Here is an 18077-nt window from a genome sequence, read left to right on the forward strand (position 1 = left end):
GCGGCCGGGTTTCGTCTGTTTAGGCTGCGGCATGCACATCGACGGGGTACTCGAGCCGATCAACGGGGTCATCTTCGATTTCCACGGCACGCTGGTCGGAGGCGGCGACGCCGGACGGTGGATCGACGCCGCCCTTCGCCGTCTGACCGAGGACGGGACGGCGAAGCCGGACCTGAGCGCCGACCAGATCGCGGGCCTGCGCGAGCATCTCGACCAGATCTGGCAGCACGCCCACACCATCGACCCCGGGAGCGAGCGCGACCTCAGCCAGGCGCGTCATTGGGACGTCTTCCACCGGACTGTCGCGCTGTGCCCCGGCGTCAAGCCCGATCTGATCGCTGCGCTGTACGCGGTGATGCCGGATCAGTGGGTGCTCTTCGACGATGCCCAGCCGGTGCTTCGGGCGCTGAGATCGCGCGGCATCCGGATCGTGGTGTTGTCGAACGTCGGGCTGGACATTCGTCCCCTGCTCGATCGGGCCGGTGTCGGTGGGCTGCTCGACGGCGTGCTGCTCTCCTTCGAGGTCGGCCTGGTCAAGCCCGACCCGGCGATCTACGCCCGCGCGCTCGACCTGCTCGACGTCCCGGGCAGCCAGACCCTGATGGTCGGCGACAGCCCTCGCGACGACGTCGGGGGAGTGCCTTTGCAGATTCGAACGCTGATCCTGCCCCGGACGACGGGCCCGGTGCACGGCCTGGGCATGGTCCTGCGAATGGTCAACGGGGGGGAATGAGCCCGGCCACCGCGGTGGACTCGCGGACCACGAGGCGGCCCGGCTGGCGGATCACGCCCGAGTGGCGGTCACCGTCCAGCGCCGCGAACAGGTGCCGGACCGCCGTCGTGCCCAGCTGCTCCAGGTTCAGGTCCACAGTGGTCAGCGGCGGCCGGCACTCGGTGGCGATGACCTCCCAGTTGTCGTAGCCGACGATCGCCACGTCCTCCGGGACGGTGCGGCCCAGATCGCGCAGGGCCTCGGTCACCCCCGACGCGATCTGGTCGCTGCCGCAGAAGATGGCGTCCACGTCGGGGTGCGAGGCGAGCAACCGGGCGGTGGCGTGCCGGCCCCACCGCTGCGACCACTGCCCGAACAGTGCCTCCCCGACCAGCGGCAGCCCGGCGGCATCCAGCACCTCGGTCAGCGCCGCGGCGCGGTCGCGGGCCGCGCGGTACCCCGGGTCGCCGGTGATGTGGGCGATCCTTTTCCGGCCCAGGCTGACCAGGTGCTCGGCGGCCAGCCGCGCGCCGCCGGCGTCGTCGGCCACCACCGACAGGTCGTCCGGGTCGTCCGATTCGCAGTACGCGTAGACGACCGGGACTGGGATCTCCTTGGTCAGCGAGGGGCGGACCTCGTTCGAGTCGCCGAGGATGATGAAGCCGTCCACCTGGCGGGCCAGCAGCGTACGGATGTAGTGCCGCCGCCGGATCGCGTCGCCGCGGGCGTCGCAGAGCAGGACGCTCATCTGTTCGTTGCCCAGCGCGTTCTCGGCGCCGAGCAGCACCGGGATGGCGAACCGGGCCGCCGACAGCTCGTCGGTGAGCAGACCGACCGTACGCGTGTTGCCGGAGATCAGGCTGCGGGCCAGCACGTTGGGCTGGAAGGACAGCTCCTCGGCGGCCTGCAGCACCCGTTGCCGAGTGCCGGGGGCGACCTCGTCCCGCTCGTTGAGCGCCTTGGAGGCGGTCGCCACCGAGACCCCGGCCCGCTTGGCGACGTCCGTGAGCGTCACCTGCGCGCGTTTCCTGGGCACCGGGCTCCTCCCGAAATGTTTTCGGCAGCATAGCAGGCCTGACCCGAAAGTCGCCGTTGACACTGCAGAGCGGGGCCTGACACCATTCCCGAAAAGGTTTTCGAAAATTTCGGAGGTGGGTCCACGGCTGCCAGTACTTCCAGGACGCGGTGCCGGTGCGCAACGGGGAGGTCTTCCACGGCCACGTCGTCCGCGCGCTGTACCTCGCCGCCGGCGCCGTCGACGTGGCGGTCGAGACCGGCGACGACGAGTTGCTGGAGGCGGTGGCCCGGCAGTTCGAGCGGACGCTCGCGCGCCGTACCCACCTCACCGGCGGGATGGGCTCCCGGCACCTGGACGAGAGCTACGGCGAGGACTTCGTGCTGCCTCCGGACCGAGCCTATTCGGAGACGTGCGCCGGCGTCGCCACGATCATGCTGGCTCAGCGGCTGCTGCTGGCCACCGGCGACCTGCGGTACGGCGACATCGTGGACCGGGTGCTGCACAACGTGATCGCCACCGCGGTCGCCGACGACGGCCGGTCGTTCTTCTACGCGCACACGCTGCACCAGCGAGTCGCCACCGAAGTGGTGTCCCAGGACAGGGTGCAGCTGCGCTTCGGCGGCGGCGCCCGCGCGCCCTGGTTCGAGGTGTCCTGCTGCCTCAACAACGTGGCCCGGCTGGTCGCCTCGCTCGGCACCTACTTCGCCACCGAGGACCCGGGCGGCGTGCAGTTGCACCAGTACGCGCCGATGCGGGTCGAGGCCGGCGGCATGGTGCTGGACGTCGACACCGCCTATCCGGACGCCGGCGTGGTCACCGTGACCGTGGTCGAGGCACCGCCGACCCCGCGCACGCTGACCTTCCGGATCCCGGAGTGGGCCACCGGCCCCGAGAGCGTGCATCGGCGCGTGTTCAAGAAACAGGAACAGATCCGCCTGGAGCTGCCGATGCGTCCACGATGGACGTTTCCCGACCCGCGGGTCGACGCGCTGCGCGGCTGCGCGGCCGTCGAGGTGGGCCCGGTCGTGCTCTGCGCCGAGTCGATCGACCAGGAGGACGGCGTCCGCCTCGACGAGATCCAGGTCGACACGTCGGTCGCCCCCGAGGTCGGCGCGGTCAAGGGGCATCGCACCCACCCGGCCGATACCGGACGGCCGTACCAGAGTCGCCGCGCCGCCGCCGAACGCCCCGATCCGGTCGTGATCCCGCTGCTCCCGTACCACCGGTGGGCCCGTCGCGGCCCGTCCACGATGCGCGTCTGGTTGCCCGCCGACCCGTTTGAAAGGGTAAGCCGAACCGTTTGAAAGAGTAAGCGGTCGATGGCAGGGTGACCGGCGTGGGTTTTGACGAGTCGGCGCGAGTCGAGGCGCATCTCGAGGCCACGCCGGAGCAGGTCTGGCAGGCGCTCACCGACGCCGGGGCGTTGGCCGCCTGGTATTGGCCGCAGTCGGTGCGACCGGCGGCCACCTCCGATCCCGTGGTGGGCGGCCGGTTCGGGATCTACGCCGACGGGATGGGGTTTTCGGGGACATATGTCGAGCTTGATCGGCCACGCCGGATCGTGCAGGTGTGGCGCTGGACCGGGGACGATCGGGACAGCCGGGTCACCATCGAGCTGACTCCGGCGGGCGACGGCACCGACCTGGTCGTCGTGCACGACCGGATCGACGCCGCCACCGCGGTGGACTATCGGGCCGGCTGGCAGAGTTGCCTCGACCGGCTGCCTGGCTATCTCGCTAACGGCTCCCCGACAGGAAATCGGTGATCAGACCGGCCAGGACGGCCGGCTGCTCGACCACCATCGCGTGCGACGCGTCCGCGAGCGAGAGGTAACGCGGGTGGCCGGCGGCCGCGGCCTGGTCCACGAGGTAGCGCCGGTGGGCCGCGTAGAGCTCCGCGAACGGCTCCTGCTCGGGCAGGTCGCGGGTCGGCAGCACGAGCAGCTCCGGGCAGGTCGTGGCGGCGTAGACCGGGCCCAGGTCCAGCTCGTTCATCAGCGTGCGTAGCTGCGACGTGGTGGCCGCGGACGGGCGGGTCGAGGTCTCGCCGTTCTCGTGCACCAGGTTGCGGCGGAAGCCCTCGATCCACACCTTCTCGTTCGCGCCCATGTCGCGAGCGGTCATCTGTTGCCGCTCGACCAGGTCGGGCAGCTGGTCGGCCGGGATCACCGCGCCCGCCAGCGCCTGGGCCCGGTCGAAGATCGCGTGCAGCCGGGCCAGCTCGGCCGCCGCCTTCTCCGGGTCCAGGCCGGGCAGGTGCTCGGGCCGGGTCGGCGGCGGGTTGCCGTCGAGGCTCACCACGCCGGGCGCCTCGGGGTGCCGCTGTCCCCAGAGCGCGGCCAGCATGCCGCCGAGCGAGTGGCCGACCACCGCGGGCCGGTCCAGCTCCAGCTGCACGCAGACCGCGGCCAGATCGCCGAGCGCCGCGTCCCAGGTCCAGACGCCGTCGCCGGAACGGCCGTGGCCGCGCAGATCCATCGTGACTACTCGGTGGTGCGGGCGAAGCGCGCGGGCCAGCGTGGTCATGTGGGCGAGGTTGCCGCCGGCGCCGTGCAGGAGCAGCAGCGGCGGGGCGTCGCCGCCGAAGTCGCGGACCGCGAGCGGAAGCTCCCCGGCATCGATCAGGCGGTCGTTGATCACGGTGTCTCCTCGGGTTCCTGGATCGGCTCGCCGTTAATCGTTACAGAGAGTATGCCTTCGGTGCCTGACTCCGACTTTCGTCCGATCGCCGCGCAAAGTACGGTATGCCCCGAAACTCTCGGGAGGGATCACTCGTGCGCTCGCGTTTTGTCGTGCTCGGCGCCGCCTTGCTGCTCGGCCTGGCCGCCTGCGACAACCGCGCCGACGCCGACGACAGTGACACGCTGCCCTCGGTCGGGCTGGCCGAGCAGCCCGCGGCCTCGGCCGGTGGCGCGTGCATCCTGTGGGGCTACGACTTCATCGAATCCAAGATCGGCGTGACCTTCGACGTGGCCGCCTCCGACCAGGTCGACGACACCTCCACCTGCGTGGTGCAGACGGTCGGCAGCGACTGGCCCGACCTGGCACTCTCCGTGGTGGAGAGCACCCAGGCCGACGCCTCGCTCTTCCTCGCCGAGCTCAAGCCGAAGAAGGCGACCACGCTCAAGGGTCTGGGCAAGGCCGCCTATCGCCTCAACACGGCGGCTACGGGCGGGCACGGGCCGACCGTGGAGATCGGCTGGCTCAGCGAGGCGAAGCAGCTGCAGACGCTGCGCTTCACCTTCGCCAAGACCGCCAAGCCCGCCGACGTGACGGCGATGAACAACAACCTGCTCGCCCTCGCGAAGGCGATGGACACCACCGCCGGCTAGCGGTGGGGCGCTGCGGTCAGCGCGCCGCGATGTCAGCGTGCGGCCACGAAGACCCGCGACGCCACCTCGCGCGGCAGCCGGATCTTGTCGCCGGAGCGGTCGATCGTCACGGCGTCGCGCTCCTGCGCCACGGTCACCGTCGTGCCCGGGTCGATGCCGGCCGCGTGCAACTGGCGCAGCACGTCGGCGTTGGTCTGCACGCTCTCGCAGATGCGGCGCACCACGACGCTGCCGGTCAGCCCCGGGAACGCCAGGTTGCGCTCGCCCGGGCCGGGCACGCTGCTCTCGTCGGACTCGCCGTCGGGCTGGCCGAGCTTGTCGAGGCCGGGGATCGGATTTCCGTACGGCGAGCGGGTCGGCCGGTTGAGCAGCTCGTAGACCTTGCGCTCGACCTGGTCGCTCATGACGTGCTCCCAGCGGCAGGCCTCCTCGTGGGCCTCCTCGTAGGGCATGCCGATGACGTTGACCAGCAGCAGCTCGGCGAGACGGTGCTTGCGCATGACGGCGACCGCGGCGACCCGGCCGGCCCCGGTCAGCACCAGGTGGCGGTCGCCCTCGACGGTGAGCAGACCGTCGCGCTCCATCCGGGCCACCGTCTGGCTCACCGTCGGACCGCTCTGGTGCAGGCGCTCGGCGATGCGCGCACGCAGCGGCGGGACACCCTCCTCCTCGAGCTCGAGGATGGTGCGGAGATACATCTCCGTCGTATCAACAAGATCATTCACGGTGCGCCCCTCCCAGCTGCAAATATTACCCTGTTAACGGAGGGTGATGGACCGGCCGAAACGGGCACGGCGAAAAGTCTCGGTGCGCGTGGCAGCATGACGTCATGGCAGACCGGACGACCGCCGTGGTGTGGGACGAAGCCCTGCTCGAGTACGACATGGGCGACCATCCGCTCAATCCGGTGCGGGTCGCCCTGACCATGGCGCTCGCCCGCGAGCTGGGTGTCCTCGACCGCCCCGGGGTGCGGATGATCACACCGCGGCCGGCCACCGACGACCAGCTCACCCGGGTGCACCGGGCCGACTATCTCGACGCCGTCCGGCTCGCCCCGAGCGATCCGTTCTTCCGCGGCTGGGGTCTCAACACCCCCGACAACCCCGTGTTCGACGGCATGCACGAGGCGTCCGCGCGGATCTGCGGCGCGAGCATCGCGGCGGTCGACGCCGTGTGGGACGGCACGGCGACCCGCGCCGTCAACGTGGCCGGCGGGCTGCACCACGCGATGGCGGCCCGGGCGTCCGGCTTCTGCGTCTACAACGACCCCGCGGTCGCGATCGCCCGGCTGCTCGACCGCGGTGCCCAGCGGGTCGCGTATGTGGACGTCGACGTCCACCATGGCGACGGCGTGCAGGCCGCCTTCTACGACGACCCGCGGGTGCTCACGGTCAGCCTGCACGAGTCGCCGCTCGCGCTCTTCCCGGGCACCGGGTTCGCCGACGAGGTCGGCGGGCCGGACGCCCAGGGCGCGGCGGTGAATGTGCCGTTGCCGCCCGGCACCTCCGACGCCGGCTGGCTGCGTGCCTTCCATGCGATCGTGCCGTCGGTGGTCCGCGCCTTCGCCCCCGAGATCATCTTCAGCCAGTGCGGTGCCGACGCCCACCGTCTCGACCCGCTGGCCGACCTGCGGCTGTCGGTCGACGGCCAGCGCGCGGCGTACGTGGCGATGAGCGCCCTGGCCGACGAGCTGTGCGACGGCCGCTGGGTGGCCACCGGTGGCGGGGGGTATGCGCTGGTCGAGGTCGTCCCGCGGGCCTGGACCCATCTGCTGGCGGTGGCCACCGGTGAGCCGCTCGACCCGGCCACCCGGACGCCGCCGGCCTGGCGAAAGTTCGCGACCGAGCGCTGCCCCGGCCGCGCGGTGCCCGAGGCGATGACCGACGGCACCGACCCGCCGGTCGAGCGGTGGGAGCCGGGCACCACGCCGGACGCGGTCGACCGGGCCATCCTGGCCACCCGGACGGCCGTGTTCCCGCTGCACGGCCTCGACCCGCACGACCCCCGCGACTAGAGGAGCCGTCGTGGAGAAAAGCGCAGACGTCCTGCTCTCCGACGGGTCGGCCGCCCACCTGCGGCAGATCCGGCCGGACGACGCATCGGCCATAGTGGAGTTCCACTCCCAACTGAGCGAGCGCACCCGGTATCTGCGCTACTTCTCGCCCTACCCGCGCATCCCCGAGCGCGACCTCGAGCGGTTCGTCAACGTCGACCACCGGGACCGCGAGGCGTTCATCCTGGTCAGCGGCCCGCGCATCATGGCGGTCGGGCGCTACGAACGCCTCGGCCACGACTCGCCCGAGGCCGAGGTCGCGCTGGTGGTGGAGGACGCGCACCAGGGCCGGGGCATCGGCTCGGTGCTGCTCGAGCACCTCGCCGACGCCGCCCGGGACAACGGGATCACCCGCTTCGTCGCCGAGGTCCTGCCGGAGAACGGCGGCATGCTGCGGGTGTTCAGCGACTTCGGCTACCTGATCCAGCGGCGCTACGCGGACGGCGTGGTGCACCTCGAGTTCCCGATCGAGCCGACCGAGAAGTCCCGGCAGGTGCAGGAGGCGCGGGAACAGCGAACCGAGGCACGCTCGATCGCCCGGCTGCTCGCGCCGCGGGCGGTGGCCGTCTACGGCGCCAGCGCCAGCGGGCAGGGCATCGGCGCCGCGATGCTCGGCCACCTGCGCGACGGCGGTTACACCGGGACGATCGTGCCGGTCCACCGCCGGGCGACCCGGGTGGCCGGCCTCCCGGCGTACCGATCGGCCACCGAGGCCACCGAGGCCGGCGTCGCGGTCGACCTGGCGCTGATCGCGGTCCCGCCGGAGGCGGTGGGCGACGCGATCGAGGACGCGGCGGCGAGCGGCGCGGGCGGGATCGTGGTCGTCTCGGCCGGCTTCGCCGAGGCCGGCGCGGACGGCGCCGCGGCCCAGCGTGCGCTGGTGGAACGCGCGCACGACGCGGGGTTGCGCGTGGTGGGGCCGAACAGCATGGGGATCGCCAACGCCGACCCGGCCGTACGCCTGAATGCCACGCTCGCGCCGTCGCTGCCCGGCGCGGGACGGGTCGGCTTCTTCAGCCAGAGCGGGGCGTTCGGTGTGGCCCTGCTCGCCGAGGCCGACCGGCGCGGGCTGGGCCTGTCCAGCTTCGTCTCGGCCGGCAACCGGGCCGACGTCTCCGGCAACGACCTGCTGCAGTACTGGCAGGACGATCCCGGCACCGACGTGGTGCTGCTCTACCTGGAGACCTTCGGCAACCCGCGCAAGTTCGCCCGGCTCGCCCGCCGCATGTCCCGGGTCAAGCCGGTGGTCGCGGTGGCCTCGGCGACCCGTCCGCAGGGCCTGGCCGGCGACCTGCCGACGCCCGATGCGAACGCGGTGACCGCGCTGTTCGCCCGGTCCGGCGTGATCCGGGTCGACACCGTGTCGGAGTTGTTCGACGTGGGCATGCTGCTCGCCCATCAACCGCTGCCGGCCGGGCGCCGGGTGGCCGTGGTCGGCAACTCCTCGGCGCTGTCCCAGCTCGCGGTGGCGGCCTGCCGGGCGGCGGGGCTGGTCGTCGCCGAGGGTTATCCGCACGACATCAGCCCGCAGGCCGGCGCGCACGACTTCGCCGACGCGCTGGCCGAGGCGGCCGTCGACGACCGGGCCGACGCGCTGGTCGTGGTCTTCGCCCCGCCGCTGCCGGGCCAGCTTCCCGACGAGGATGCCGACTTCGCGGCGGCGTTGGCCGGCGTGGCGCTGGCCGGCGAGAAGCCGACCGTCGCCACGTTCCTGCTCGGCAACCTCCCGCCGCGGGTACCGGCGTACCCGTCGGTGGAGGAGGCGGTGCGGGCGCTGGCCCGGGTGGCCACGTACGCGGACTGGCTGCGGCGCCCGCCCGGGGTGACGCCGGCGCTGCCCAGGGTCGACCCGTCGGCGGTCGACCTCGACGGGCCGCCCGCCCAGCTGCTCGCGGCCTACGGCATCGACGTGGTGCCGTCCACTCTGGCCACCTCGGTCGAGTCGGCGATCGCGGCGGCCGAGACCCTGGGGTACCCGGTGGCGCTCAAGGCGGCCAGGGGCTCGCTGCGGCACCGCATTGACCTGGGCGCGGTGCGGCTGGCGCTGGCCGACGAGGGGGACGTGCGGGCGGCGTACGGCGATCTGTCCGCCAGGTTCGGGCCGTACGTGCTGGTGCAGACGATGGTCGCGCCCGGCGTCGCCACGATGATCGAGGTGGTCGAGGACCCGGCCTTCGGTCCGGTGGTCGGCTTCGGGCTCGGCGGCGTGGCCGGCGAGCTGCTCGGCGACCTCGCGTGGCGGGCGGCGCCGCTGACCGACCGCGCGGCCGAGGCCCTGGTCGACGAGCCACGGGCGGCGCCGCTGCTGCACGGGTACCGCGGGTCTGCCCCGGTCGACCGCGCGGCGCTGATCGACCTGCTGCTGCGCGTGGGTCGCCTGGCCGACGAGCAGCCGCGGCTGTGGTCGCTGATGCTCAACCCGGTGCTGGCCCGGCCCGACGGCATCTCGGTCCTGCATGTCGCCACCGAGCTCGGCCCGCCCGCGCCCCGGCCGGACACCGGCCCGCGACGTCTCTACAACGCGTCTTGAGAGAATGCCCGCCATGCGGGCATTGGTGCAGACCGTGAGCCGGGCGAGTGTGACGGTTGACGACGAGGTCGTCGGGCAGATCGAGGACGGCCTGCTGGTGCTGGTCGGCGTGACGCATGACGACACCGCGGCCAAGGCGGCCGAGTTGGCACGTAAGACCTACGAGCTGCGCATTCTGGACGATGAAGCGTCCGCTTCCGACGTGGCCGCGCCGCTGCTGGTGATCAGCCAGTTCACGCTCTACGGCGACGGGCGCAAGGGGCGGCGGCCCACGTGGAGCGCCGCAGCCCCCGCCGACCTGGCGGAGCCGCTGGTCGATGCGTATGTCGAGGCGCTGCGTGGACGCGGTGCGACGGTGCAGTCCGGCCGGTTCCGGGCGCACATGCTCGTGGAGAGCGTCAACGTGGGGCCGCGGACCCTGCTGCTGGAAATCTAGAAGTACAGGCCGCGTCGCTGGGCGGACTGCCGCAGCCAGTTGTCCAGCTGACCGGCCCAGTCCACCTGGTCGGCGGTCTGGTAGTCGACGTCGAACTTGCCGAACGCGTCGTGGCCCTCGCCGAACAGGCCGCCGCGTTTGTCGATCTCGAGGACCACCTGGAGGAGCTCCGGCGTGGCGATGAAGGTCAGCTCGAGTTGGTTGATGCCGGTCGCGTAGGCCGGCGGCGGGTAGAACTCGATCTCCTGATAGAACGGGAGCCGCTGCTCGACGCCGTAGACGCGGCCGCGCTCGACGTCCGCCCGGCTGAACCGGAAGCCCAGCCGCAGCAACGCGTCGAGCACGAGCTCCTGCGCGGGCAGCGGGTGCACGGCGACCGCGTCGAGATCCGACTTGTCGACGGCGCGTGCCACCTCGAGCTCGGTGGTCAGCCCCATGGTCATCCCGTGCAGTCGCTGGCCGTAGACCTCGGTGATCGGCGTCTCCCACGGCACGTCGAAGCGGAACGGCACGTCGTAGCGCGCCTGCGGGTCGAGCCGGAACGAGCCGGTCAGCCGCTGCCGCTGGAACTCCTGGTCGGTGTTGTACTCGGCGTCGCCGGTCTCCACCTCGACCCGGGTGATCAGGCCGACGGCCAGATACTCCACGTCGACCGCGTGATCACCGCCGGCGACGCGCACCTGACCCTCGAGGTAGCCGCCCGGCCGGCAGTTCGGGTTGACGAGCTCCGTCTCGACCGACGGGCCGCCCACACCCATCGCCCGCAACATTCGTCTGAAGACCATGAACCGATCCCTCCCGGACGGCGTGTGAAGGACAGCATCGACGTAACACAATTACCCAGATCCGGCATTCCACCCACCTGTCGGCTTGGCGACGTCAGGGTTCTCCCTGATTCATGCCACCCGGACGCTTGCCTCACCTCCGCTTAACGCGTCCCGGGCCAAGCTATCGATCACCGGCACGAATGCGGCTGGGAACGCACGAGACGGTTATCAGCGGGGAGGGGACTGAAAGGTGGTCCTGCAGATGAAGGCGTCGGAGTCAGCGGCGGCGGTTACCGCCGACAACATCATGACCGACGGTGTCGAGCTCCTGACCGATTTGGACGCGACGGACGAGCGCGGCGTTTCCGCCGACCTGGTGCGGGCCTACTTGAACGGCATCGGGCGGACCCGCCTGCTGACCGCGGTCGAGGAGGTCGAGCTTTCCAAGCGCATCGAGGCCGGGCTGTACGCGGAGGAGAAGTTGCCGGAGGCCGGCGACGACCTCGCTCCGCTTCTCGAGATCATCATCACCGAGGGCAAGGCCGCGAAGAACCACCTGCTCGAGGCCAACCTGCGGCTCGTGGTCAGCATCGCCAAGCGGTACACCGGCCGGGGTATGGCGTTCCTGGATCTGATCCAGGAGGGCAACCTGGGCCTGATCCGCGCGGTGGAGAAGTTCGACTACACCAAGGGCTACAAGTTCTCCACGTACGCGACCTGGTGGATCCGGCAGGCGATCACCCGTGCGATGGCCGACCAGGCCCGCACGATCCGCATCCCGGTGCACATGGTCGAGCAGGTCAACCGCATGGTCCGGGCCCGCCGCGACCTGGCCGCCACGCTCGGCCGCGAGCCGAGCATCGCCGAGATCGCCAAGGCGATGAGCGTGCCCGAGTTCCAGGTCATCGAGCTGATCTCGTACGACCGCGAGCCGGTCAGCCTCGACCAGGCCGTCGGCGAGGACGGCGAGAGCGCCCTCGGCGACTTCGTGGCCGCGGTCGACGCCGGCAACCCGGCCAACAACATCGGCCAGGGCGAGCTGCGCAACGAGGTGGAGATCGTCCTCGCCACCCTCTCCGAGCGCGAGTCCGCCGTGATCCGCCTGCGCTTCGGCCTCGACGACGGCCGCCAGCGCACCCTCGACGAGGTGGGCCGCGAGTTCGGGCTCTCCCGCGAGCGGATCCGCCAGATCGAAAAGGTGACAATGCTCAAGCTCCGCGACCCGGAGCGCGCCTCCCGCCTGGAGGCCTACGCCGGCTGACCGGTGTTCCACTGCACAACCGCCCGGCGGGAACCTTCCCCGCCGGGCGGTCGGCTTTGAGGCGCCCTCCTCGCCGGGCGGTCGGCTTCTTGACGACCTTCCCCGCCTGACGGTCCGCGTTGCGGTGTTCTTGCCGGCCGGGCAGTCGGCTTTGTGGTGACCTTCCCCATTTGGCGGTCCGCTTTGCCTTGGTCTTGCTGGCCGGTGGTCAGCTTTGTGGCGACCTTCCCGCCGCCGCACGGTTCGCTTTGCGATGACTTCCTCCCCGAGGTCTGCTTTGCGATGGTTGGTCCTACCGCTGGTCTTGCGTTGCGTTGAGGCTGCCTCCCGCGTTGCGTTGAGGCTGCCTCCCGCGTTGCGTTGAGGCTGCCTCCCGCGCTGCTTACTTCTCGGCGCAGGACCCCTGCTACGACAGTTCCCGAATCGGCTCGAAGCGGGCCAGCCTCGCCCGTGCCGGAAGCACGCTCGCGGCGAGAGCGAGCAGCAGGCAGGCGGACACCGTGATCGCCCCGGTCTGCCACGGGACGGTCATGGTCACGGCGTTCCCGGTCTGCGCTCGGAGACCGGCCGTGCTGCCCCAGAGCGCAAGAACCGCGGCCGCCGCACCGAGCGTCGCGCCGATCGCGACGACCAGGGCGGACTCGCCGGCGATCGCGAGCAGAACCTGCTGTGGCGTGGCACCGGCAAGTCGCAGAAGCCGGTAGTCGGGTGCGCGGCGGGCGGTGGCCATGAACAGTGTGTTGGCGACGGCGAGCGCGCCGTACCCGACGGACACCCCGATCAACAGCATCGTGAAGACCCAGACGAGCCGATCGTCCTCAGCGTCGGCCTGCCGGGCGTAGGTGCCGACGTCGACGACCCGGGCGCCCATCGCGGCCGCTGTGCCCGCTGGCGGCATGCCTGTCGCGGCTGCTCTGCCTGCTGGTGGCGTGCCTGTCGCGGCTGCTCTGCCTGCTGGTGGCGTGCCTGTCGCGGCTGCTCTGCCTGCTGGTGGCGTGCCTGTCGCGGCTGCTCTGCCTGCTGGTGGCGTGGCTGTCGCGGCTGCCGCGCGCGTTGGCGCCGTGCCTTGTGGTTCCGTGACTGTCGGCGCTCCGCCTGGTAGTGGCAGGGCTGCGGCCAGCGCCGAGGGATCGTGCTCGCGGACTGTATGCCGGCCGACCACCAGTTCGGCCGGCAGCACATTGTCCGGAGCGACGCCGGCTACCCGCAGCGGCGTCTGCACCCCGTCGGCGAACGTCACCTCGAGCGTGTCATTAAGCCCCACCCGCAGCTGCGAGGCGCGCGACGCGTTCACCACTACGCTGTGCGGCGCCCCCAGCGCTCGCGCCGCCGCGGGGCTGGACGTCGCCGCGGGATCGACACCGATGGCGGCCACCACCGTGTCGTTCAGATAGACCATGGTCTGCAGCGGAGCGGTCGGAGCGGCGGCGTCGGTCAGCCCGGGCGTGCCGTCTGGCACCAGCACCGAGCCGGTTCGTGCTGCCTCGGCCCGTCGACCGGCGTAGGCGTCCGCCGAGGTCTGCACGTTTCCGGCGATGAACACGGCGAACGCCATGGTCAGCAAGACCGGCGCCGCGGTCGAGGCGGTGCGCCGGGCGCCGGCCAGGGCGCTCTCCCTCATCACCATGCCGACCGGCCCACGCGACGGGCGCAGCAGGACCCGCACGAACAGGGGGACAGCCGCCGGGGCGAGGGCGGTCGCGCCGACCACCAGCGCCATCGCCGCGGCCAGCGCGAGTGTGCCGAGATCGGCGAGGTCGTCAGTCACCGTGGTGGCCACGCCCGCGACCAGGCCCGCGGCCGTGAAGAACAGGCCCACAATCCAACGCGACCGGGACATCGGCCGCGTCTCGACCTCCGCCTGTCGTAGTGCCTCGAGCGGTCCGACCCGGGCCGCCCGGCGAGCGGCGGTCAGCGAACCGGCAACCGCGATCAGCGGGCCGGCCAGGAGGCCTGCCACGATCGGGCCGAGGTGTGCGCCGACGGCGAAGGACGCCGGCTCGAACCCCACGGCGACCAGGACCCGACCCACCAGCGGAGCCAGGAGGAGGCCCAGGACCGTCCCGGCCAGGCCCGCGACGGCGCCGATGGTCCCGGCCTCGCGCATCACCGATCGCCCCACCTGCCGAGGAGTGGCACCGGTCGCGCGCAGCAGCCCGATCTCGCGCCTTCGCTGGTGGACGGTGAGCGCCGTGGTCGAGGCGATCACGAAGACGCAGGCGAAGGCCGACAGGGCCGCCATGGCGCTGAGCACCTGTAGGCCGATCCAGCGGGTGCGGGCGTCGGCGCGTGGCTCGAGATCGCCCAGCGCGGTGCCGTGCAGCACAGTTGCCCCAGCGGCAACCGCGCGGACCTCGGCCGGGTCGGGATGTCCGGTGAGTCCGATCAACCGGACACCTGGCGCGAGGTGAGCCGCGGTCGCGTCCGAGACGTAGAGCCGTTCGGCCTCGATCAGGCCGGTAACTGTCCACTGACTCGGCCCGGTCGCGGTGAGGATTGTCACCGTACCGCCGACCGCAACTTTCCATTTCCTGGATACGACCGCCTCGTGGTCGGCTCGGGCGGGGCGGCCGGCGACCAGACTGTCGAGGGCCAAGGCGGCACTTGCCCAGCCGTGCGCCTCCTTGGCAGCGGCGAGCGGTGTGCTGCCGAATGCCGGCTGCGCATAGAAACTGCGGTCGGGGATCGCCGCGGTGACGCCCGGGATCGTGGCCAAACGCGCGGTCAGCGTGGCTGTCTCGGCGGACGACCAGGGGCGGGACTCCGGGAACGGGTCGGCCGGAGTGGTCATGCCCGGACTTCGTACGGCCACGGCGATCGCCGCGTAGCGGTCGGGCATCCGGGGCTTGGCCGACGCGAGCAGGGTCAGGGTGAGGGCGACGGCCGCCGTACCGAAAAGGACCGCGACGAAGGCGCCCAGCCGATCGCGCGTCAGCATGTCGCCTCCACCATGGCCATGCGGGTCGCGATCGATTCGGCGGAAGCGGCGTCGAGCCGGTCGATCAGACGCCCGTCGGCCAACAGGAGCACCTGGTCGGCCACCGCGGCCGCGACCGGGTCGTGAGTGACCATCACGACGGTCTGCCCGCGCTCGTCGACCAGGCCACGGAGCAGCGCAAGCACCTGGCGAGAGGTCTGAGCGTCGAGCGCGCCGGTCGGCTCGTCGGCGAAGAGTACGGCCGGGGCCGTCACCAGCGCGCGGGCGATCGCCACCCGTTGCTGCTGGCCGCCGGAGAGCTGAGCTGGACGATGATGGGCGCGATCCGCGAGCCCCACCTGCGCGAGGGCGCTGTCGAGCTCGGCCGGGTCGACGCGGCGGCCGGCGAGCCGGGCGGGAAGAGCAACGTTCTGCCCGGCGGTGAGCGACGAGATTAGGTTGAACGCCTGGAAGACGAAGCCCACGCGGTCACGGCGCAGGACGGTCAGGCCGGTCTCATCGAGCCGGGTCAGGGACACGCCGTCGAGCATGACCTCGCCGGAGCTCGGCCGGTCCAGTCCGGCGGCGCAGTGCAGCAGGGTGGACTTGCCGGAGCCGGAGGGGCCCATGACGGCCGTAAAGGTGCCGGCTGGCAGATCGAGCGTGACCCCATCGAGCGCCGGGACCAGGTCGGAGCCGGCGCGATATTCCTTGCGCAGATCGCGGAGCGAGACCATCGGTGTCGTCATGGCCACCGAGGATTGCGGCCGGGGACCCCGGATGTCGTCAGACCCAGGTCCACATTCGGAGATCGCAAATATCGGACCGTGGTCCGACGCGCAACGCGGCTCGCCTCGTTAGTGTCGCGGCATGACGACCGCCGAGCCCTCCGTGATTCTCCGCGGACTTAGTCGCGGTCAGCTGCTCGCCTTCGACGCATTGCTGGCATTGGCGGTCGCGGTGCTCGGTTGGCTCGCGGCCCGCGAGACGCCGCTCCCCCCGCGGCCGATCTGGCATGAGCCGGGCTGGCTCTCGGTGGCCACCGGGGTTCTGCTCGCGGTTCCGCTGGTGGTGCGCCGGTTGTGGCCCGAGCCAACGGCTTGGGCGGCGCTCGCGGTGGTCACGGCCGCTATGGGCAGTGGCGTGATTCCTGAGTACGCGGGCGTTGTTCCCCTGGCCGTGCTGGCCCTTGTCCTCTACACCGTGGGCACCGATGTCGCGGTGCCCCGCTCGGTGCGGCTGGTGTTGGTCAGCCTTGCACTGGCCGGGGTGGCGTTCGGATGGGCCGCACGCCAACCGTTCGAGGTCTTCCTCATCCTGTGGGCGATCGGTGCATGCTGGACGGTCGGGCTCGCCGTGCGCGAGCGCCGTGCCTACGTGGTCCGCAGTGCGGCGCAGGCCACGGAGCTGGCGCTGGGGCAGGAGCGGCTGCGCATCGCGCGCGACCTGCACGACATCGTGGCGCACAACATGAGCGTGATCGCGGTGCGTGCTACGGTCGCCGACCACATCGCCGACGACCAGCCGCGGGAGATGCGCGAGTCGCTGCGAGTCATCGCGGCCACCAGCCGGGACGCGCTGGTCGAGCTGCGCCGGGCGCTCGGGACGCTGCGGGCCGAGGCGGTGGTCGCGCCGACGCCAGGGCTTGCCGATCTCGGCAGCCTGGTCGAGTCCGCACGGTCCGCGAACCTTGTGGTGGACCTCGAGGTGCGGGGCGATCCGGAGGTGCCGGAGGGCGTCGGGGTGGCGGTCTTCCGGATGGTGCAGGAGGCGCTCACCAACGTCATCAAGCACGCCCGGGCGGCGACGTGCCGGGTCGACATCGACATTGGGCCGGGTGTGTTGCGACTCCAGGTGACCGACGACGGCTCGGCCGGGCCGAAGGGGAACGGGCAGGGGCAAGGGTTGATCGGCATGCGTGAACGGGCTGCGTTGTTCGGTGGCGACCTCGCCGCTGGCCCTTCGCCGACCGGCGGCTGGGCAGTGGCCACGACGTTGCGGTACGCCCTATGACCGACGACGAGATGCGAGGCGCCATGGCGGGCGGCGCTGCGGCGGGCGATGGGGCGCGCGGGGCTGCGGCGCGCGATGAAGTGCGCGGGGTCGGGGCGGGCGACGAGGTGTGCGCTTTCCAGGCGGGCGATGAGGTGCGCGGGGTCGGGGCGGGCGATGAGGTGCGCGGGGTTGAGATGCGGGGTGACCAGGCCTGCGGCGACGTGTGTGGCGCTGTGAGCTGGGGCGATTCGGCGGGCGCGGTTCAGGACGTGGTGCGAGTGGCGCTGGCGGATGACCATGCGCTGTTGCGGGCAAGCTTCCGGTTGCTGATCGACCACACGGCCGGGCTGTCGTGTGTCGGCGAGGCTGCTACCGGACGAGAGGCGGTCGAGGTCGCTCATCGGGCGAAGCCGGACGTGATCCTGATGGATGTTCGGATGCCCGAGATGAGTGGTATTGAGGCGACCCAGGAGATTTGTCGTGCGACATCCGGGTTGAACACGCGGGTGATCGTTCTGACCACCTTCGATCTTGATGAGTATGTGTTCGGGGCGATCCGTGCCGGCGCGAGCGGGTTCCTGTTGAAGGAGGTCATGCCGGACGAGCTGATCCGGGCGATCCGGGTGGTGGCGGCGGGGGAGGCGTTGCTGACGCCGGCGGCTACCCGTCGGCTGATTACGGCCTATGTCTCGCAGCCGGAACGGCAGGTCAGCCAGCTGCCGGACATTACGGCCCGCGAGCGGGAGGTGCTGGAGCTGATCGCGCGTGGACGGTCCAACGAGGAGATAGCCGCCGGATTGCACGTCAGTATCGGGACCGTCAAGTCCCACATCAGCCGACTCTTGACCAAGCTCAACGCTCGTGACCGGGCGCAGTTGGTGGTCGCCGCCTACGAGGCCGGCCTGCGCTGACCGATGAAATCCTCTCGGCCGGCCGACCGCTCACCTCGATCATCGCCCGGTCGGCGGGCAGCCACGGGGCGGCGCTGGCTGGGTTGGCCGCGGGCCTGGGTCGCCGCGTCAGGGTTGCGAGCCGGCCCCTGGCACTGAGGTCGAGG

At 71.5% G+C, this 18077-nt stretch carries 16 protein-coding genes and 1 pseudogene; 11 read left to right on the plus strand and 6 right to left on the minus strand.

What is annotated here, in order from left to right:
* Window positions 1–31: 31 nt before the first annotated feature.
* Window positions 32–733, plus strand: coding sequence for an HAD family hydrolase (locus tag ODJ79_RS40445; RefSeq protein WP_263029004.1), 702 nt, complete (start codon window positions 32–34; stop codon window positions 731–733).
* On the opposite strand, the gene ODJ79_RS40450 is transcribed toward ODJ79_RS40445, so the two are convergent.
* Window positions 717–1748, minus strand: coding sequence for a LacI family DNA-binding transcriptional regulator (locus ODJ79_RS40450; protein WP_263029005.1), 1032 nt, complete (start codon window positions 1746–1748; stop codon window positions 717–719). The genes ODJ79_RS40445 and ODJ79_RS40450 overlap by 17 nt on opposite strands.
* 137 nt (window positions 1749–1885) lie before the next feature.
* On the opposite strand from ODJ79_RS40450, the pseudogene ODJ79_RS47325 reads away from it, so the two are divergent.
* From ODJ79_RS47325 to ODJ79_RS40460, 3 genes and pseudogenes are all read left to right on the plus strand, one after another.
* Window positions 1886–2608, plus strand: a pseudogene (locus tag ODJ79_RS47325) (beta-L-arabinofuranosidase domain-containing protein); the annotation flags it as partial.
* A gap of 30 nt (window positions 2609–2638) precedes the next feature.
* Window positions 2639–3034 carry a hypothetical protein gene (locus ODJ79_RS47330; RefSeq protein WP_411267420.1) on the plus strand — a complete coding sequence of 132 codons (396 nt, stop codon included), beginning with the start codon at window positions 2639–2641 and terminating at the stop codon, window positions 3032–3034.
* Between the two features lie 32 nt (window positions 3035–3066).
* Entirely contained in the window at window positions 3067–3495 is a 429-nt protein-coding gene (locus ODJ79_RS40460) for an SRPBCC domain-containing protein (RefSeq protein WP_263029006.1), read from the plus strand.
* Here ODJ79_RS40460 and ODJ79_RS40465 read toward each other — a convergent pair.
* Window positions 3467–4369, minus strand: coding sequence for an alpha/beta fold hydrolase (locus ODJ79_RS40465; RefSeq protein WP_263029007.1), 903 nt, complete (start codon window positions 4367–4369; stop codon window positions 3467–3469). The genes ODJ79_RS40460 and ODJ79_RS40465 overlap by 29 nt on opposite strands.
* A gap of 134 nt (window positions 4370–4503) precedes the next feature.
* On the opposite strand from ODJ79_RS40465, the gene ODJ79_RS40470 reads away from it, so the two are divergent.
* Complete coding sequence (locus ODJ79_RS40470; RefSeq protein ID WP_263029008.1) at window positions 4504–5061, plus strand: hypothetical protein; 558 nt, start codon at window positions 4504–4506, stop codon at window positions 5059–5061.
* A 32-nt stretch (window positions 5062–5093) separates the two neighbouring features.
* On the opposite strand, the gene ODJ79_RS40475 is transcribed toward ODJ79_RS40470, so the two are convergent.
* Window positions 5094–5786: a metal-dependent transcriptional regulator gene (locus ODJ79_RS40475; protein ID WP_263029009.1), complete on the minus strand. Its 693-nt coding sequence runs from the start codon at window positions 5784–5786 to the stop codon at window positions 5094–5096.
* Window positions 5787–5890: 104 nt separating this feature from the next.
* Between ODJ79_RS40475 and ODJ79_RS40480 the strand changes: the two genes are divergently transcribed.
* Genes ODJ79_RS40480 through dtd form a run of 3 tightly spaced genes read left to right on the plus strand, consistent with a single transcriptional unit; the run spans window position 5891 to window position 10080 of the window.
* A complete protein-coding gene (locus tag ODJ79_RS40480) occupies window positions 5891–7075 on the plus strand; it encodes an acetoin utilization protein AcuC (protein ID WP_263029010.1) in 1185 nt (394 codons plus the stop codon).
* Window positions 7076–7085: 10 nt separating this feature from the next.
* A complete protein-coding gene (locus tag ODJ79_RS40485) occupies window positions 7086–9644 on the plus strand; it encodes a bifunctional GNAT family N-acetyltransferase/acetate--CoA ligase family protein (RefSeq protein WP_263029011.1) in 2559 nt (852 codons plus the stop codon).
* Window positions 9645–9657: 13 nt separating this feature from the next.
* Entirely contained in the window at window positions 9658–10080 is a 423-nt protein-coding gene (dtd, locus tag ODJ79_RS40490; RefSeq protein WP_263029012.1) for a D-aminoacyl-tRNA deacylase, read from the plus strand.
* Here dtd and ODJ79_RS40495 read toward each other — a convergent pair.
* A complete protein-coding gene (locus ODJ79_RS40495; protein WP_263029013.1) occupies window positions 10077–10865 on the minus strand; it encodes a sporulation protein in 789 nt (262 codons plus the stop codon). The two genes, dtd and ODJ79_RS40495, sit on opposite strands and share 4 nt — an antisense overlap.
* A 289-nt stretch (window positions 10866–11154) precedes the next feature.
* Here ODJ79_RS40495 and sigB point away from each other — a divergent pair, with 289 nt between their 5' ends.
* Window positions 11155–12108: an RNA polymerase sigma factor SigB gene (gene sigB, locus ODJ79_RS40500; protein WP_411267421.1), complete on the plus strand. Its 954-nt coding sequence runs from the start codon at window positions 11155–11157 to the stop codon at window positions 12106–12108.
* A 406-nt stretch (window positions 12109–12514) separates the two neighbouring features.
* Here the strand turns inward: sigB and ODJ79_RS40505 are convergent, their stop codons facing one another.
* A complete protein-coding gene (locus ODJ79_RS40505; RefSeq protein ID WP_263029015.1) occupies window positions 12515–15046 on the minus strand; it encodes an ABC transporter permease in 2532 nt (843 codons plus the stop codon).
* A complete protein-coding gene (locus tag ODJ79_RS40510; RefSeq protein ID WP_263029016.1) occupies window positions 15040–15774 on the minus strand; it encodes an ABC transporter ATP-binding protein in 735 nt (244 codons plus the stop codon). The genes ODJ79_RS40505 and ODJ79_RS40510 overlap by 7 nt, the downstream gene beginning before the upstream one ends.
* Window positions 15775–15895: 121 nt before the next feature.
* On the opposite strand from ODJ79_RS40510, the gene ODJ79_RS40515 reads away from it, so the two are divergent.
* The gene (locus ODJ79_RS40515; RefSeq protein WP_263029017.1) at window positions 15896–17038 is read left to right on the plus strand and encodes a sensor histidine kinase; all 1143 of its coding nucleotides are present in this window, start codon (window positions 15896–15898) and stop codon (window positions 17036–17038) included.
* Window positions 17035–17931 (plus strand): response regulator transcription factor, encoded by an 897-nt coding sequence (locus ODJ79_RS40520; protein ID WP_317620745.1) that lies wholly within the window; start codon window positions 17035–17037, stop codon window positions 17929–17931. Before ODJ79_RS40515 ends, ODJ79_RS40520 begins: the two co-directional genes overlap by 4 nt.
* Window positions 17932–18077: the final 146 nt, after the last annotated feature.

This window comes from Actinoplanes sp. KI2, assembly GCF_025630775.1.
Taxonomy (GTDB): Bacteria; Actinomycetota; Actinomycetes; order Mycobacteriales; family Micromonosporaceae; genus Actinoplanes.

Excerpts from the sequence above, each read along its gene's own strand:
- ODJ79_RS40510 (WP_263029016.1), bottom strand. The coding sequence starts at position 15,774 with ATGACGACACCGATGGTCTCGCTCCGCGATCTGCGCAAGGAATATCGC.
- sigB (WP_411267421.1), top strand. The coding sequence starts at position 11,155 with ATGACCGACGGTGTCGAGCTCCTGACCGATTTGGACGCGACGGACGAG.
- ODJ79_RS40480 (WP_263029010.1), top strand. The coding sequence starts at position 5,891 with ATGGCAGACCGGACGACCGCCGTGGTGTGGGACGAAGCCCTGCTCGAG.
- ODJ79_RS40505 (WP_263029015.1), bottom strand. The coding sequence starts at position 15,046 with ATGCTGACGCGCGATCGGCTGGGCGCCTTCGTCGCGGTCCTTTTCGGT.
- ODJ79_RS40445 (WP_263029004.1), top strand. The coding sequence starts at position 32 with ATGCACATCGACGGGGTACTCGAGCCGATCAACGGGGTCATCTTCGAT.
- ODJ79_RS40515 (WP_263029017.1), top strand. The coding sequence starts at position 15,896 with ATGACGACCGCCGAGCCCTCCGTGATTCTCCGCGGACTTAGTCGCGGT.
- dtd (WP_263029012.1), top strand. The coding sequence starts at position 9,658 with ATGCGGGCATTGGTGCAGACCGTGAGCCGGGCGAGTGTGACGGTTGAC.
- ODJ79_RS40520 (WP_317620745.1), top strand. The coding sequence starts at position 17,035 with ATGACCGACGACGAGATGCGAGGCGCCATGGCGGGCGGCGCTGCGGCG.
- ODJ79_RS40495 (WP_263029013.1), bottom strand. The coding sequence starts at position 10,865 with ATGGTCTTCAGACGAATGTTGCGGGCGATGGGTGTGGGCGGCCCGTCG.